This is a genomic window from Bradyrhizobium sp. CCBAU 11357, from assembly GCF_028128865.1.
GTDB lineage: Bacteria > Pseudomonadota > Alphaproteobacteria > Rhizobiales > Xanthobacteraceae > Bradyrhizobium.
Genome location: NZ_LBJW01000110.1, coordinates 299416 through 315011 on the forward strand (window position 1 = coordinate 299416; position 15596 = coordinate 315011).

Below are 15596 nucleotides of genomic sequence, written 5' to 3' on the forward strand. Positions count from 1 at the left end.
GCGGCACGCGGATCCGATCGCTCCATCGATCGCATGACCCTTCACATCACGACGACCTTGGTGCCGACATTGACGCGGCCGTAGAGGTCGATGACGTCCTCGTTGCGCATGCGGATGCAGCCGGAGGAGACGTTGGTGCCGATGGTCCAGGGCTCGTTGGAGCCGTGGATGCGATAGAGCGTCGATCCCAGATACATCGCACGGGCACCGAGCGGATTTTCCGGGCCGCCTTCCATGTGCCTGGGCAAATCGGGCCGGCGCGCGAGCATTTCCGCCGGCGGCGTCCAGTCCGGCCATTCGCGCTTGGCGGTGATCGATTTCACGCCGGACCAGGTGAAGCCGGGACGGCCGACGCCGATGCCGTAGCGCAGTGCCCGGCCGTTGCCCTCGACGAGATAGAGGAACTTGTTGGGCGTATCGACCACGATCGTGCCGGCACTTTCCTTGCCGCTATAGTCAACGAGTTGTTTCTCGAATCTCGGATCGAACGGGCGCTGCCGCGGATCGACCGACTCCTGCTGGAGAGACGCGCCCTGCTGATAGCCGCCCTGCATCTGCGGCTCGCCCATCGGCGGCAGGCGCCGCGGATCGTAATAGCCCGGCTGCTGCTGATACACCGGCTGCTCCGGCGCGTAGGCCGGGCCGCGGCCGGGGCCGTCGCCGAACAGGAATTCGATGAAGCCGCCGCCCATGTTGGAATTGGACGCGACGCGCACCGGCGCCGGCGGCACGCGCGGCTGGTAGAGCACCGCAGGCGGATCGTTCGGCACGCTGTTGTCGAAGGCGCTGGCCTCGTTCGCGCCGGCCATGAAGGTGCAAGCGCTGCCGAGCAGCGCGACAGACATTTTCTTGAACATCGACGTACTCTGTACTGTTTCGTCTAGATCACATGCGTCGTGGAGAGCCGGTGGCTGATCCGCGCCCTTCGACGTGGTCAATAAAAAGCAAAAGCCGTTTTGTTTGGTAAACGGAAAGCGCGTTTCGATTCACCACGTCGCGAGCGCGCCTGCAATTTGGCGATCAGCGTTTATTTTCGATGAACGCAGCGCGGCCATGGTTAATCGCTTCTTTGCACCGCGTCGCGCGACGCCGCACAACAGTTCCGGTTGTGAACTTCGTGTTAAATCGCTTCTGCCTACAAAGACGCGTGAGTGAGGTGGGGGGAGTATCCTGATGGCTGTTCACCGCAAGCGTTTTCGCGTCGAGGATATCGCCGGTGGCGAGATGCCGATTTTGGACGTAACCGAAGAGGCAATCCCGATGCATAGCGAGATCATGGCCGAGCTGCGCGCGATCCGCGCCCAGATGGCGAAAGGCATCGTCGCGGCCCCGCTGTCCGGCAGCGCCGCCATGGCGGCGATCGACGCCTCCACGGCCCACGAGCTGTCCGAAGCGCGCACCATGCTCGAGACCTACCGGGCGCAGATCGAGCAGTGCGAGAAGCTGAAGGTGGAGCTCGACCTCATCCACGACGCCATCGACCGCACCAAGCGCGAGATCGCGACGCTGCACGGCAAGAGCTTCGACGGCGGCGAGATGGCCAAGGTCAATGGCGAGCTCGGCGCGGTGGTCGGCGGCACCGAGCAGGCGACCCAGCAGATCCTCGAAGCCGCGGAATCGATCGACCAGGCCGCCAGCGCGATGTCCAAGGTGGACTCGGTCGATCAGCAGAAGCGCCTTGCCGACGACATCCAGGAACGCGTCATCTCGATCTTCGAAGCCTGCAACTTCCAGGACCTGACCGGCCAGCGCATCAGCAAGGTCATGACCACGATGAAGTTCATCGAGCAGCACATCAATGCGATGATGGAGATCTGGGGCGGCGTCGACGCGATCAAGTCCCATGTGCCGGCGCCGGTCGACAGCCGCAGCGAGGACGAGAAGCTCCTCAACGGCCCCAAGCTCGCCGGCGACGTCGGCCACGCCTCGCAGGACGACATCGACGCGCTGTTCGACTGAACGGGGGCGATATGGAAATAGCAAAGCGCCGGCCTTGGGGCCGGCGTTCTTTGTTTTTTCGTCATTGCGAGGAACGAAGCGACGAAGCAATCCAGGCTGTCTCCGAGGAGGCAGTCTGGATTGCTTCGATTCCGCTCGCAATGACGAGACGTTAGGCCAAAGGCTGCCTCACGCCCTCGGCGCGCAGCGGACGTAGACCATGTTGCCGTAGCGGGTGGCGGCGTCCTTGTCGATGAAGCGGGTGATCATGACGCGACCGTCGAAGGAGACGATCTCGCGATCCTGCTCGCCGGGGGTCGGGCCGGCCGGTCCGATGTAGTTCTTGCCGCTCGGCGAGCCCTTCAGCCGCAGCTCCTGCGGCGTCGCCTGGTCGGCGAGATGCATGATCACGCCGCCGGAGGAGCCGGCGGTGATCACATAGGGATTCTTGCATTGCTCGCGCGCCATCTTCTCGGTACGGGCGCGGTCGGCCGGGTTCTGGAACGAGGCGAGGCCCCAGCGGCCGACGATCTCGTCGCCGCGGATGGTGGCCGGCATTTCGGGAGCAACCCCCGTGTCAGCTTCCGGGGGCGGCGAGGACGACGTGAGGGACGGCAGGCTGAAGCCGCCGCCGCAGGCGCCCAGCAGCAGCGCCAGACAAGAGGCGGCCGCCAGATTGGCAACCGTGCGCGCGTGAGCCGAACTGATCATGGCATTCCCCCGAACAAGACCATGGCCGCACCCCTCGAGCAGCCAAGCGCAAAATCGCTGCCGGAGCAATGACGTCGTTCTCTAAGCCGGCGCCCCGAGCGAGTTTCCAATGCCACCATCCTATATCCGCCTCAACAACCGCTTAACCACCTTTGCTTGACAGGATCGCGGCCAAGCCATATTTCCGGACCCACTATTAGCACTCGGAAAGCCCGATTGCTAAGCGCGCCGTTCGATCCTCGACGAGAGGGTGGACGGAAGCGCCGCCCCACCGACCCCACTACTTCCGAAGCGAGCCTCCAAAGGGAAACGTCATGGCTAAATCCAAATTTCGTCCGCTGCATGACCGTGTCGTGGTCAAACGTATCGACGCCGAGGAAAAGACCAAGGGCGGCATCATCATTCCGGACACCGCCAAGGAAAAGCCGTCCCAGGGCGAGGTCGTCGCCGTCGGTCCCGGCGGCCGCGACGAGACCGGCAAGCTGATCCCGATCGACCTCAAGGTCGGCGACCGCGTGCTGTTCGGCAAGTGGTCGGGCACCGAGGTCAAGATCGACAACGAAGAGCTCCTGATCATGAAGGAGTCGGACATCATGGGCGTGCTGGCCTAAGGCCATCCGCCTGAACGGCCGCTGAATGTCATGCCCGGATCCAGGCGATCCGGGCATCCATCGTTCCGCCGCGACTAGACAAGACACATCACGTAACACGAGGGATTGCAGACCATGGCTGCCAAAGACGTCAAGTTTTCCGGAGACGCGCGCGATCGCATGCTGCGCGGCGTCGACGTTCTCGCCAACGCCGTCAAGGTGACGCTCGGCCCGAAGGGCCGCAACGTCGTCATCGAGAAGAGCTTCGGCGCCCCCCGCATCACCAAGGACGGCGTCACCGTCGCCAAGGAGATCGAGCTCGAGGACAAGTTCGAGAACATGGGCGCCCAGATGGTGCGTGAGGTCGCCTCCAAGACCAACGACCTCGCCGGCGACGGCACCACCACCGCGACCGTGCTGGCCCAGGCGATCGTGCGCGAAGGCGCCAAGGCCGTCGCCGCCGGCATGAACCCGATGGACCTCAAGCGGGGCATCGACATTGCGGTGGCCGCCGTCATCAAGGACATCGAGAAGCGCGCCAAGCCGGTCGCCGCCTCCTCCGAGGTCGCCCAGGTCGGCACCATCTCCGCCAACGGCGATGCCGCCATCGGCAAGATGATCGCCCAGGCGATGCAGAAGGTCGGCAACGAGGGCGTCATCACCGTCGAGGAGAACAAGTCGCTCGAGACCGAGGTTGATATCGTCGAGGGCATGAAGTTCGACCGCGGCTATCTCAGCCCCTACTTCGTCACCAACGCCGAGAAGATGACCGCCGAGCTCGAGGACGCCTACATCCTCCTGCACGAGAAGAAGCTCTCGGGCCTGCAGGCCATGCTGCCGGTGCTGGAAGCCGTCGTGCAGTCGGGCAAGCCGCTCGTCATCATCGCCGAGGACGTCGAGGGCGAGGCGCTGGCCACCCTGGTCGTCAACCGCCTTCGCGGCGGCCTCAAGGTCGCGGCCGTCAAGGCGCCGGGCTTCGGTGACCGCCGCAAGGCCATGCTGGAGGACATCGCGATCCTGACCGGCGGCCAGCTGATCTCCGAGGAGCTCGGCATCAAGCTCGAGAACGTCACGGTGAAGATGCTCGGCCGCGCCAAGAAGGTGGTGATCGACAAGGAGAACACCACGATCGTCAACGGCGCCGGCAAGAAGCCCGACATCGAGGCCCGCGTCGGCCAGATCAAGGCCCAGATCGAGGAGACCACCTCGGACTACGACCGCGAGAAGCTGCAGGAGCGCCTCGCCAAGCTCGCCGGCGGCGTCGCGGTGATCCGCGTCGGCGGCGCCACCGAGATCGAGGTCAAGGAGAAGAAGGACCGGGTCGAGGACGCGCTCAACGCCACCCGCGCCGCGGTGCAGGAAGGCATCGTCCCCGGCGGCGGCGTCGCGCTGCTCCGCGCCAAGAAGGCGGTCGGCCGTCTCACCAACGCCAATGACGACGTCCAGGCCGGCATCAACATCGTGCTGAAGGCGCTGGAAGCCCCGATCCGCCAGATCTCCGAGAACGCCGGCGTGGAAGGCTCGATCGTGGTCGGCAGGATCCTGGAGAACAAGTCCGAGACCTTCGGCTTCGACGCCCAGAACGAGGACTATGTCGACATGGTCGAGAAGGGCATCATCGATCCCGCCAAGGTGGTGCGCACCGCGCTGCAGGACGCCTCCTCCGTGGCCGGCCTCTTGGTGACCACCGAAGCCATGGTCGCCGAGCTGCCGAAGAAGGAAGCCCCGCCCGCCATGCCCCCCGGCGGCGGCATGGGCGGCTTCTAAGCCTCCGTTCCGTGACAGAGTTGCGAAGGCCGCCTCCGGGCGGCCTTCTTTTTTTGCCGATCCTGCCTGTTTCGCTTTCCGATTCAACCAGCGGCCAAAACCCACTACGGTGGCGCGCCGATTCGATTGTTTGGGCATGATCCTCTCGGAAAACCGCTTTTTCCGGATCATGCCCGTTGCGCGAGGATGTCATCAATGCGTGCGCTTCTGGTCTGTTCGACGGCCGTTCTGGCGGCCCTGCTCGCCGTTCCGCCGCAGGCGTCCGCCCAGATGAAGCTGTCGCCGAAGGCGACCGCGCCGGGCGGAACCGAGACGCGCTATTTCACCTCGATCGACGGGCTGATGGACGGCAATGCCGACGTGATCCTGAAGGAGACGCGCCAGGGCAAGACGGTGACCGCAGCGGTGCTCGACGTCTGCTACCCCATCGCGAAGAACTCCGACCGCAAGGATCGCTTCGTCGTCAACCTCCAGGTCGCGGGCCAGACGCTGACGGGAACGACGCAAAGCGTCGGCGAGAAGTCGCCGGTCAGCGTCAAGCTGATGCGCAAGCAATCCGGCGATACGTTCGAATTCCGCGGCCAGATCGCGATCGGCCAGGCGGTGACCGAGGTCACCTCGCCGGACAATTCCGATCTCAGCGAAAAGGAATTCCTGGACAGTCAGACCTCAGACGACGGCATCACGCCGCAGCCGAAGGATTTCACCGACGTCTCGCCGGAGGCGATCGCGGTCAAGGTCAAGCTCGACGCGGCGACCGACTTCCTGAAGAGCCTGAAGGGCCAGGAGGTCGAGGTGACGCTGGCGAGCCTCAATGTCGGTTGCGACGCGCTGCGCGCGGGCGAGCAGACCATCACCATGTCGGTCGACCCGGAGCGCGCCGGCGCGCTGCTGGCGAAATTCAAGGCGATGCCCGGCGTCACCGCCGCAGGCTGGACGGCGGGCATGACCGAGATGGACCGCACCATCCGCTTCGCCGCGGCGGACTGGCGCGAGGGCGACAAGATCAACAAGGGCAAGCTGGCAACGGCGGTCGCGAACGTGCTGAGCAGGACGCTCGAGGCAAAGCCGGTCTCGCAGAACTTCAACCCCGCCACCGGCAAGCTCAAGCTGGTGTTCAAGCGGCCGAACCAGGATTTCCCGGCGCTCGAGCTCACCGACACGATCGAGCTCGCAGCGCTGGTCTCGCCCGACAAGCCGGGCACCACCGACAAGCTCATGCTCTGGATCGGCAGCCCGGCGACGACGACGGCCGACGAGGGCAGCGGGGCGAGGCTCAATCTGTCGGACGACGCTTCGGCCGAGGAGGAAGGCGATCTGCCCGACGACAACGGCTCGATCGAGGCGCTCGTCAAGGAGCTGAAGGGTCAGCGCTGGGACGCCGACAAGTCGGTGTGGAAGTAGGCTCTCGTGCCGCGGACGCAGCGCGAAAGCGCTGCGAGCCGGGGCCCAGGGGCTGCAAGCGAAGTCGCGGATGAGAAACTGGGTCCCGGCTCTGCGGCGCATCGCTTACGCGACGCGCCTTATCCGGGACACGAGAGCAACGTTCGAGAGACCTTAGTTCCCCGTCGTCCTGAAGCGCAGCGGCTTCGGGCCGATCAGCGTCAGCACGTCGCCCTGGCGCTTCCAGGTCTCGACGCTGGCGAGGGCGGCCACGAGCTCGTCATCGGCCTGCGCTCTCGCCGCCGGACAGTTGCGGTCCTGGATCTGGCCGGGGACGAAGACCACGGTGTTGCCGGCGACCGAGAACTGGCCCTTGCCGCCCTTGCACCAGAGCTCCAGCACGACCTCGCCATTGTCCCCGATCTCGATGTTGGGAATCCGCTTCGAGCCCGCTTGCGGCAACGCCTCCAGCGTCATCTCGGTGCCGAAGGGAAACCCCTCCTCGGCACGCGCGAGCGTGGACATCGCGAGCATTGCAACCGCCGCACACAGCAAGCGCAGAAGCGAAACCATGAGACCTCTCGACCGACCTGATTTGCGGCATCTTCTATAGGACAGCCGTGCCGTTGAGAAGGTTCGCGGCAGACGCACAAATCCCCGCGGGGGACGAGCCTCGCGGGGATTTGCGGGTGCGGCGCGACAGCTACTTCAGCACCATCGCCGTGAACGGCCAGACATAGGCCTGCAACGTCACGAGCACGCCGACGAGGCACGCCAGCACGATCGAGTGCCAGAACACGAAGCGCAGGATCGTGCCCTCATGGCCGTACCAGTTGGTGGCGGTGGAGGCGACCACGATCGACTGCGCGTCGATCATCTTGCCCATCACGCCGCCGGAGGAGTTCGCCGCCGCCATCAGCACCGGCGACAGGCCGAGCTGCTCGGCGGTGATCTTCTGCAGGTTGCCGAACAGGATATTGGACGACGTATCCGATCCCGTCAGCGCCACGCCGAGCCAGCCGAGCAGCGTGCCGAAGAAGGGATAGAGCACACCGGTCGCGGCGAAGGCGAGGCCGAGCGTTGCGTCGACGCCGGACAGACGCGTCAACGTGCCGATCGCGAGCATGGCCGAGATCGTGATCAGCGAGATCGCGCAGAGCCGGATGGTGCGGCCATATTGGGCGATAAGCCTTCCGGGACCGACGCCCATCAGAACGCCGGAGATGATCGCCGCGATCAGCATGCCCGTGCCGGTGAAGGACAGATAGGTGAAGGCGAACACCGCGCTCTCCTTCGTCGGTCCCGGCGCGACCGGCGGCATCTTGTTGATCATCTGGTGCAGCTCGGGAATGGGATAGTTCCAGACGAAGATCGCGTTTGCCCATGTCTTGAAGGCGCCATTGCCCCAGATCAGCATCACGATGCAGACGATGATCCACGGCAACAGCGCGTCGAACAACTCCTTCTGGGTCAGCGGCGTCTTGTCGAGCGGCCTGCCCGCAGCCATGGTGGCGGCCGATTCATCGCGGCCACGCAGCGCGGGGGACAGCCAAAGCTGCTTCGGTTGCCAAACCTTCAGGAACAGGATCAACGCCCCCATCGAGATCAGCGACGCACCGATGTCGACGATCCAGGGATTGATGTAGTTCGAAATCACGAATTGCGGGATCGCGAACGACAGGCCGGTGACGAGGATCGCCGGCCAGACGTCCTTCATGCCCCTCCAACCGGCGAAGGCCCACACCACCCAGAACGGCACCAGCAGCGAGAAGAACGGCAATTGCCGCCCGACCATGGCGCCGAGAATGTAGGGATCGAGGCCGGTGACCGAGGCGAGGCCCTGGATCGGCGTGCCCAGCGCGCCGTAGGCGACCGGCGCGGTGTTGGCGATCAGCGACAGGCCGGAGGCCGCGAGCGGCGAGAAGCCGAGCCCGATCAGCACCGCGCCCGTGATCGCGACCGGCGTGCCGAAGCCCGAGGCGCCTTCGAAGAACGCGCCGAACGAGAACGCGATCAGCAGCAATTGCAGCCGCCGGTCCTCGGTGACGCCGCCGACCGCGCGCTTGAGCAGCTCGAAGCGCCCGGTGGTCACCGTGACCTGGTAGAGGAAGATGACGTTGAGAACGATCCAGCCGATCGGGAAGAACCCGGTGACGATCCCCAGCACCGAAGCGCGGATCGACATGTTCGCCGGCATGGTGAAGACGAAGATCGTGATCAGGTTGGTCACGATCACGGCGATGACGGCGGCGATATGCGCCTGGACGCGACCGCTCGCGATCAAAACCAGCAGCGTGACGACGGGCACCGCCGCCGCGATCGTCGACAGCACCGGGCTGTGCAGCGGATCATAGATCTGATTCCACATAAGTCTTCCTCCCCACGCATGTTGCGGCAGGCGGCCCGCGTGGAGAGCCGGTCCTGCTTGACGCCGGAAGCGATAGCCCCCGCGTTGGACGTGAATTCCTCGTGAATGCAGCGGTTCCCGGCCGCTCACAAGGTCGCGAAATCCCGGAGCACCCCGCCCCGCGCCATCCAACCCCATGCTAGGGTTGCAAGCTGCGACAAGCCAACGCAAATTGCAGACCTTGCGACTTTAGTCTAAGTGCGCCCATTTTCGCCGTTGCCTCAGGTCTCTGGCTCCGGGCATTTGTGCACATCCCCCGAGGAGATCCTGCTCTGTGAAGAACATCAGCGCCACGCTCGCGATCGTCTGGCGAATCGCCGCCCCCTATTTCCGATCTGAGGACAAATGGGCCGGCCGCGGCCTGCTCGCGGCGGTGGTCGCGATGGAGCTGGCGCTGGTCGCGATCGACGTGCTGGTGAACCAGTGGCAGAACCGGTTCTACAGCGCGCTCCAGAACAGCGACTGGGACGCGTTCGTCACGCAGATCTGGATCTTCGTCGCGCTGGCCTCGACCTATATCGCGCTGGCTGTCTACAAGCTGTACCTGAACCAATGGCTCCAGATCCGCTGGCGGCAATGGCTGACGCGACATTATCTCGGCGAGTGGCTGGCGGGCTCGACGCATTATCGCATGCAGCTCAAGGGCGATGCTGCCGACAACCCGGACCAGCGCATCACCGAGGACGTCAAGAACTTCGTCGAGCAGACGCTGACCATCGGGCTCGGCCTGCTCTCGTCGATCGTGACGCTGTTCTCCTTCGTCATCATCCTTTGGGGCCTTTCCAACGCCGCGCCGCTGCGCCTGTTCGGCACCGATGTCATGATCCCCGGCTATCTGTGCTGGGGCGCGCTGATCTACGCGATCTTCGGCACCGCGCTGACGCACTGGATCGGCTCGCCGCTGGTCAACCTCAATTTCGAGCAGCAGCGTTATGAAGCCGACTTCCGCTTCAACCTCGTCCGCGTGCGCGAGAATTCCGAGCAGATCGCGCTGCTGAGGGGTGAAGGCGCCGAGCGTGCCCGCCTGCTCGATCGCTTCGGCTTCGTGATCGCCAATTGGTACGGCATCATGAGCCGGACCAAGCGCCTCACCGCGTTCACGGCCAGCTACCAGCAGGCGGCCGTGCTGTTCCCCTACGTGCTGGTGGCGCCGGCGTTCTTCGCCAAGAAGATCCAGCTCGGCGACATGATGCAGACCGCATCCGCCTTTTCCAGCGTCCAAGGCGCGCTGTCGTTCTTCGTCACGGCTTACCGGTCGCTGGCGGAATGGCGCTCGATCGTTGCCCGTCTCGATGGCTTTGAGATGTCGGTCGCCTCGGCCGTCAATTTGCCGGCGCATGAGCCGGCCATCACGCTGGAGGTCGCCGGCCGCCATGTCGATCTCGCGCAGCTCTGCGTGAACCTGCCCAACGGCACCCCGCTGGTGGCCGCCAAGGCCTTCACCATTCAGGCCCCGGAGCGCGTGCTGGTGACCGGACCGTCCGGCTCCGGCAAGTCCACGCTGTTCCGGGCCATCGCCGGCATCTGGCCGTTCGGCACCGGCACGGTTGTCGTCCCGGAGAAGGCCAAGCTGATGATGCTGCCTCAGCGGCCCTATTTCCCGCTCGGCATGTTGCGCGATGCCGTGGTCTATCCGGCAGCGTCCGGCGCGTTCGAGGCCACGCAGGTCCGCGACGCCCTGATCGCGGTCGGGCTGCCCGATCTCGCCGAACGGCTCGCTGAGGACGGCCACTGGAACCGGATGCTCTCGCTCGGCGAGCAGCAGCGTCTCGGGCTTGCGCGCGCGCTGCTGCATGCGCCGGACTATCTGTTCCTGGACGAAGCTACCGCCTCGCTCGACGAGCCGTCGGAAGCCCGGCTTTACCGGCTGCTGGCGGAGAAGCTGCCGCAGGCCACCATCGTCTCGATCGGCCACCGCTCGACGCTCGACGCCTTCCACACCCGCAAGGTGACGCTGGTGAAGGACGGCGCGATCCACGTGGTCGGCGGCGAGCGGGCGGCGGCGGAGCCGAGCGCGGCGCGCTGAGGCGTAGGCGCCCTCGCCGGCTGTTCTTACGATCTGAGGGACGACCCCAACTCGGGCCTCGTCATTGCGAGGAGCTTTTGCGACGAAGCAATCCAGACTGCCTAGGCGGAAAGACTCTGGATTGCTTCGCTGCGCTCGCAATGACGGAGTGTGAGGCAGCGGCGGCGCCCTGCCGGTTCTCAAGCCCCTTACGCAGCTTAGTAGTATCTTGGCCGGGCCCGCCCCGTCTCTTCCCTACCTCCGCGCCCAAAGCAAAAGGGCGGCAGGTTGCCCTGCCGCCCTCGCGAAGTCATTTCGGAAAGAAACTTACTTCAGGTTGGTCATCGCCGTCAGGTCGAACGAGAGCTTGGCGACGCCGGCCGCGCTGCACCAGTTGGAGCCGAAGCCGCCCGGGTTGATGGGGGTGAAGCTGCTGCTGAACTTCGCGGTGTGATCGCTGGTGAAGGCGTTGCAGTCACCCTTGTTCAGATCGGTGTCGTAGTAGCGCAGATCGAGCGTGAACACCTTGTAGGTGAAGCCGACGCCAACGTTCCAGGTGTTATAGCTCGGCTCCTTGATGCCGTTCGCATACACCGGATCGCCCGCGATGCCGTAGAAGATGTCCGAAGTGCCGAGCCACTGCCGGCCGAACTCACCCGACACGTACATGCCGACGCCACTGGCACCGAAGACCGTGCTCGGCGCGGTCCACTTGGCGGTGACCGAGGCGTAATTGCCCCAGGCACCGAGGTTCAGGAAGTTCGGCGAGTAGTACTCGTTGAAGCCGACCGTCCACTGATCGTTGAGGGTGACGTTCAGCTTGGCATAGGCCTCGAAGAAGCTCGCGTCCTTCTTGGCGAAGTTGCCGTTGATGGGAAGGCCGATGGCGCCCTGCGAGTAATCGATGTCGCTGCCGCAATTGCCCTGCGGCAAGGTCCCCTGCGAGCCGAAGCAGCTTCCGCCCGGATAGAGGTAGCCCCAGACACCGAAGTCGAAGGCGAACATGCCGAAGGTCGGGCGGATACCGCCGTAGATGTCGACTTCGGCCGCAGCACGGTTCGGGAACGAGATGCTCGAGGCAGACGTACCGATGTAGAGCTGGAGGTCCTTGTTGACGTTGTAGCGCGGCTCGAAATAGGCCGTGACCGACGGATTATGGTTGGACTGGGTGATGCCGCGGAAGATGTAATCACTCATGATGCCGGCGCCGAAGGCGATATCCCACGGATCGAAGGCCGGCGGCGGCGGGGCTTTCAGTGCCTTTACGCGCAGATCTGCCGCGAAAGCCGAGCCCGTCGTCACAATTGCCAGCGCCGTTGCCAACAAAGCCACTTTTTTCATTTCGGTCCCCATTTACCCGTTCTTACTCAGCAGTCGCCCCCGGAAGCCCCCCGGGGCATGCGGCCTACCTGCAAAATTGCGTTACTGCGGCAATTTGGATCGGTGGATCGGAACGGTGAAGCAAAAAGCGCGGGCATCTGCCGACTTTTTGGGCGTTTTGACGATTCCAAGAAAGGTTGTCAGCCGGTGTGGCTTCTGGATCACATCATTTGCCCTCTAGAGGGCACGGCAGACCCGTGTAAGCCCGGTGACCACCCGGCGGCGTGACATCTGCGCTTACGAATCAGGCTGGGCCGGGCACGGCGGCCGAGGCTGGACGGCGGCGATGCAAAAAGGCCGCAGCATCAGGATGCCGCGGCCTGCTTGTTAAAGTCCCAAGCTGTAGTCTGAAGTGACAGTCCGAAGTGACAGTCCGAAGGCGATGAAAGGTCGCCTTCCTACCCCTGTCCCTCGGCAGGCGCCGCTTCCGCAGAAGACGAAGGCATCGCCCAGCTTGTCTCGGCGGGCGCCGGGGTCTCCGCCGGTGCCGACGGCTTCGGAGCAGGCGCTGCCTTCGCCTTCTTCGGTGCCGCCTTCTTCGCGGCCTTCTTCGGAGCAGCCTTCTTGGCCGCCGCCTTCTTTGCTGTCTTCTTGGCAGCCTTCTTCGGGGCGGCCTTCTTGGCAGACTTCTTCGCGGTCTTCTTGGCTGCCTTCTTCTTCGTCGCCTTCTTCGCGGTCTTCTTCGCCGCTACGGCCTTTTTGGCCTTCTTGGCCTTCTTGCTTTTCTTCTTCTTCGCTTTCGCCATCGTGGTCCTCCTGTTGCCGCCGAACAATGATCGATCGGGCGTCTTCAGTCGTCACCTCGGGAGGACAGTTCAGGCTCCTGAAAGCTCAAACCTGCGCGTTCAGTGCCGGCCGCGCCCCGCCCGTCGCCCAATCGAGAAGCTCAATCGTGTGTACGACCGGAACTGACGTGCCACTGGCAATCTGCACCATGCAGCCGATATTGCCCGCGGCAATCATGTCCGGCTTGACGCTTGCGATGTTGGCGACCTTGCGATCGCGCAACCGGCCCGCAAGCTCGGGCTGGAGAATGTTGTAGGTCCCCGCCGAGCCGCAACACAAATGGCTCTCGGGTACATCTTTCACCACGAATCCATTCTTGGAAAGCAATTCTTTCGGAAGGGCTGTGATTTTCTGTCCATGCTGCAACGAACACGCGGAGTGATAGGCAACGACGATGTCGTCCGCTCTCGCCGCCGTCGCGAGCTCGAGGCCGGCGACGTATTCGGTGATGTCCTTGGCGAGCGCCGACACCTTCGCCGCATCGGCCGCGAACGCAGTGTCCTCGCGCAGGAGATAGCCGTAATCCTTGATCACCGTGCCGCAGCCGGAGGTCGTCACCAGGATGGCATCGAGCCCCTCGCCGGCCATTTCCTTGCGCCAAGCCGCGACGTTGGCGCGAGCCCGCGCCAGCGCATCCTGGTCGTTGCCGAGGTGATGGGTCAGCGCGCCACAGCACTGCTCGTCCCTGACAAGGACGACCTCGATGCCGTGGCGGGTCAGGAGACTGATGGCGGCCTGGTTGATGCGGGGCGCCAGCACCTGCTGGGCGCAGCCCTGGAGCAGCGCCACGCGTCCGCGCTTCTTGCCGAGCGCCGCGAACACGCTGCCGGCGGCGGGTCCGGCGGGCGGCAGCCGGTTCGGCGCCAGCGCCAGCATCGCCTTGATGCGCTGGATCAAGCCGGGCGTCGCCGCAGGCCGGGGCGTCGGCAGCAAGTCGCCCAGCGGACGGGCGAGCCGCGCCAGCCACATGCTGATGCGAAAGCGCTGCGGGTCCGGCAGGACGAAGGCCAGCACCTGGCGCAGCAGCCGCTCGGTCAGCGGCCGCTTGTAGCGCTGCTCGATCCGGACCCGGGCCTGGTCGACGAGGTGCATGTAGTTCACGCCCGAGGGGCAGGTCGTCATGCAGGCAAGGCACGATAGGCAACGGTCGATATGCTTGACGACATCGGCGGTCGGCGCCTGGTCCTTCTCCAGCATCTCCTTGATCAGATAGATGCGGCCGCGCGGGCTATCGAGCTCGTCGCCAAGCAGCACATAGGTCGGGCAGGTTGCGGTGCAGAAGCCGCAATGGACGCAGGCGCGCAGGATCTTGTCGGCTTCCGCGATATCGGGGTCGGCGAGCTGCGCGAGTGAGAATTCGGTCTTCATCAGCCAGCGCTCCGCGTGAGCCGCCCCCGGTTGAGAATGGTCTTCGGATCGAAGCTGGCGCGCACCCGCTCACTGAGTGCCGCAATGCCCGGTGCTTGCGGATGGAACACATCGACGTCGCGCCTGACATCATCAGTCGCCCGGATCAGCGTGGCATGCCCACCGAGCGCGTTCGCGCGCGCCCGCACGAGCGCGGCATGCGCGTCCGGCTTCGGCGGGAGCGCCGCCCAGATCAGGCCGCCACCCCAATCGTAGATCACATCGCCGCCGGTCTCGCGCGCCAATTGAGTGCCGAGCACCGCGCCCGAGGCCGGCGGGCAGACGATCCGCCAGACTGGCCAGGCGCCGAGCGAACCGCTGGCCGCGAACGGCAGCGCGTCGCGGATGGCGGTCCACAGCCCCGCGGATGCCGCGTCCTCGATCAGCGTCGCGGTTCCAAACGGCGCCAGCAATTCGCGCAGCGAGCCGGCGCGGTGCGCAGCAGACGCGGTGATGCCTTCGAGCCGCAGCACCGTCAGCGCCTCGCCCTCCCCTGCGAGATCGCCGAGCCCCTCGGTCCTGGCCCGGAGCGCCGATTTAGGCAGATGCGCGGCGGCAGAGACGTCGAACGGCGAGCCGAGCGCTGCGGTCATGGACTTGTTGGCGGCGGCTTCGTCGAGACCGCGCAGCAGCAGCGTCCGCTCGGCCTCGGGCTTGGGCATCACCTTCAGCGTCACTTCCGTCATCACCGACAGCGTGCCCCAGGACCCCGCCAGCAGCTTGCAGAGGTCGTAGCCGGTGACGTTCTTCACCACCTTGCCGCCGGTCTTGAAGCTGTCGCCGAAGCCGGAGACGGCATGGGCGCCGAGCAGGTGGTCGCGCGCCCCGCCCGCCCGGATACGTCGCGGCCCGGCAAGCCCGGCCGCGATCATGCCGCCGATGGTTCCTGATACCGGCGTGCCGAGCAGCGGCGCGGTATCCATCGGCTCGAAGGCGAATTGCTGGTTCTTGGCATCGATCAGCGCCAGCACGTCGGCGAGCGGCGCGCCGGCCTGGAGCGTGATGATGAGCTCGTTCGGCTCGTAGGAGGTGACGGCATTGAGCGCGGAAACATCGAGCACGGCGTTGGTCGCCATCGCGTGGCCGATGCCGCGCTTGCCGCCATGGCCGATGATCTCGAGCGGCTGCTCATTGGCAATCGCCGCGCGCACCACCTCTTCGACGTCTTTGGCGTCTCTGACCTTGAGCGTATCCACCACTGAGCCGGTATCGAAGTTCACAA

13 protein-coding genes are annotated in these 15596 nt (G+C 65.0%); 5 read left to right on the forward strand and 8 right to left on the reverse strand.

Features of this window, described 5'->3' with window-relative positions; genetic code table 11:
* Positions 1–41: 41 nt before the first annotated feature.
* Positions 42–857 carry a L,D-transpeptidase family protein gene (locus XI05_RS31645; RefSeq protein WP_271509211.1) on the reverse strand — a complete coding sequence of 272 codons (816 nt, stop codon included), beginning with the start codon at positions 855–857 and terminating at the stop codon, positions 42–44.
* A 316-nt stretch (positions 858–1173) separates the two neighbouring features.
* Between XI05_RS31645 and XI05_RS31650 the strand changes: the two genes are divergently transcribed.
* Positions 1174–1959, forward strand: a complete 786-nt coding sequence (locus XI05_RS31650; RefSeq protein ID WP_172787146.1) for a protein phosphatase CheZ — start codon at positions 1174–1176, stop codon at positions 1957–1959.
* 168 nt (positions 1960–2127) lie between these two features.
* Here XI05_RS31650 and XI05_RS31655 read toward each other — a convergent pair whose 3' ends face one another.
* Complete coding sequence (locus XI05_RS31655) at positions 2128–2649, reverse strand: hypothetical protein (protein WP_271509214.1); 522 nt, start codon at positions 2647–2649, stop codon at positions 2128–2130.
* 314 nt (positions 2650–2963) lie between these two features.
* Between XI05_RS31655 and XI05_RS31660 the strand changes: the two genes are divergently transcribed.
* From XI05_RS31660 to XI05_RS31670, 3 genes are all read left to right on the forward strand, one after another.
* On the forward strand, positions 2964–3260 hold the full coding sequence (locus XI05_RS31660) for a co-chaperone GroES (RefSeq protein ID WP_025033779.1): 297 nt from the start codon (positions 2964–2966) through the stop codon (positions 3258–3260).
* A 114-nt stretch (positions 3261–3374) separates the two neighbouring features.
* Entirely contained in the window at positions 3375–5006 is a 1632-nt protein-coding gene (gene groL / locus XI05_RS31665; RefSeq protein WP_271509217.1) for a chaperonin GroEL, read from the forward strand.
* A gap of 195 nt (positions 5007–5201) precedes the next feature.
* The gene (locus tag XI05_RS31670; RefSeq protein ID WP_271509221.1) at positions 5202–6410 is read left to right on the forward strand and encodes a hypothetical protein; all 1209 of its coding nucleotides are present in this window, start codon (positions 5202–5204) and stop codon (positions 6408–6410) included.
* A gap of 153 nt (positions 6411–6563) precedes the next feature.
* Here the strand turns inward: XI05_RS31670 and XI05_RS31675 are convergent, their stop codons facing one another.
* Positions 6564–6962: an META domain-containing protein gene (locus XI05_RS31675; protein WP_271509224.1), complete on the reverse strand. Its 399-nt coding sequence runs from the start codon at positions 6960–6962 to the stop codon at positions 6564–6566.
* Positions 6963–7092: 130 nt separating this feature from the next.
* On the reverse strand, positions 7093–8757 hold the full coding sequence (locus XI05_RS31680) for an L-lactate permease (protein WP_271509227.1): 1665 nt from the start codon (positions 8755–8757) through the stop codon (positions 7093–7095).
* Between the two features lie 313 nt (positions 8758–9070).
* Here XI05_RS31680 and XI05_RS31685 point away from each other — a divergent pair, with 313 nt between their 5' ends.
* Positions 9071–10822 carry an ABC transporter ATP-binding protein/permease gene (locus tag XI05_RS31685; RefSeq protein ID WP_271509230.1) on the forward strand — a complete coding sequence of 584 codons (1752 nt, stop codon included), beginning with the start codon at positions 9071–9073 and terminating at the stop codon, positions 10820–10822.
* Between the two features lie 306 nt (positions 10823–11128).
* Here the strand turns inward: XI05_RS31685 and XI05_RS31690 are convergent, their stop codons facing one another.
* The 4 genes from XI05_RS31690 to XI05_RS31705 form a co-directional block, all read right to left on the reverse strand.
* A complete protein-coding gene (locus XI05_RS31690) occupies positions 11129–12142 on the reverse strand; it encodes a TorF family putative porin (RefSeq protein WP_271509233.1) in 1014 nt (337 codons plus the stop codon).
* A gap of 437 nt (positions 12143–12579) precedes the next feature.
* Entirely contained in the window at positions 12580–12927 is a 348-nt protein-coding gene (locus tag XI05_RS31695; RefSeq protein ID WP_260381026.1) for a histone, read from the reverse strand.
* Positions 12928–13012: 85 nt separating this feature from the next.
* Positions 13013–14335 (reverse strand): glycolate oxidase subunit GlcF, encoded by a 1323-nt coding sequence (gene glcF / locus XI05_RS31700; RefSeq protein ID WP_271509235.1) that lies wholly within the window; start codon positions 14333–14335, stop codon positions 13013–13015.
* A complete protein-coding gene (locus XI05_RS31705; RefSeq protein WP_271509383.1) occupies positions 14335–15570 on the reverse strand; it encodes an FAD-binding protein in 1236 nt (411 codons plus the stop codon). Before XI05_RS31705 ends, glcF begins: the two co-directional genes overlap by 1 nt.
* Between the last annotated feature and the right edge of the window lie 26 nt (positions 15571–15596).

Excerpts from the sequence above, each read along its gene's own strand:
- XI05_RS31670 (WP_271509221.1), top strand. The coding sequence starts at position 5,202 with ATGCGTGCGCTTCTGGTCTGTTCGACGGCCGTTCTGGCGGCCCTGCTC.
- glcF (WP_271509235.1), bottom strand. The coding sequence starts at position 14,335 with ATGAAGACCGAATTCTCACTCGCGCAGCTCGCCGACCCCGATATCGCG.
- XI05_RS31655 (WP_271509214.1), bottom strand. The coding sequence starts at position 2,649 with ATGATCAGTTCGGCTCACGCGCGCACGGTTGCCAATCTGGCGGCCGCC.
- XI05_RS31650 (WP_172787146.1), top strand. The coding sequence starts at position 1,174 with ATGGCTGTTCACCGCAAGCGTTTTCGCGTCGAGGATATCGCCGGTGGC.
- XI05_RS31675 (WP_271509224.1), bottom strand. The coding sequence starts at position 6,962 with ATGGTTTCGCTTCTGCGCTTGCTGTGTGCGGCGGTTGCAATGCTCGCG.
- XI05_RS31690 (WP_271509233.1), bottom strand. The coding sequence starts at position 12,142 with ATGAAAAAAGTGGCTTTGTTGGCAACGGCGCTGGCAATTGTGACGACG.
- XI05_RS31695 (WP_260381026.1), bottom strand. The coding sequence starts at position 12,927 with ATGGCGAAAGCGAAGAAGAAGAAAAGCAAGAAGGCCAAGAAGGCCAAA.
- groL (WP_271509217.1), top strand. The coding sequence starts at position 3,375 with ATGGCTGCCAAAGACGTCAAGTTTTCCGGAGACGCGCGCGATCGCATG.
- XI05_RS31680 (WP_271509227.1), bottom strand. The coding sequence starts at position 8,757 with ATGTGGAATCAGATCTATGATCCGCTGCACAGCCCGGTGCTGTCGACG.
- XI05_RS31660 (WP_025033779.1), top strand. The coding sequence starts at position 2,964 with ATGGCTAAATCCAAATTTCGTCCGCTGCATGACCGTGTCGTGGTCAAA.
- XI05_RS31645 (WP_271509211.1), bottom strand. The coding sequence starts at position 857 with ATGTTCAAGAAAATGTCTGTCGCGCTGCTCGGCAGCGCTTGCACCTTC.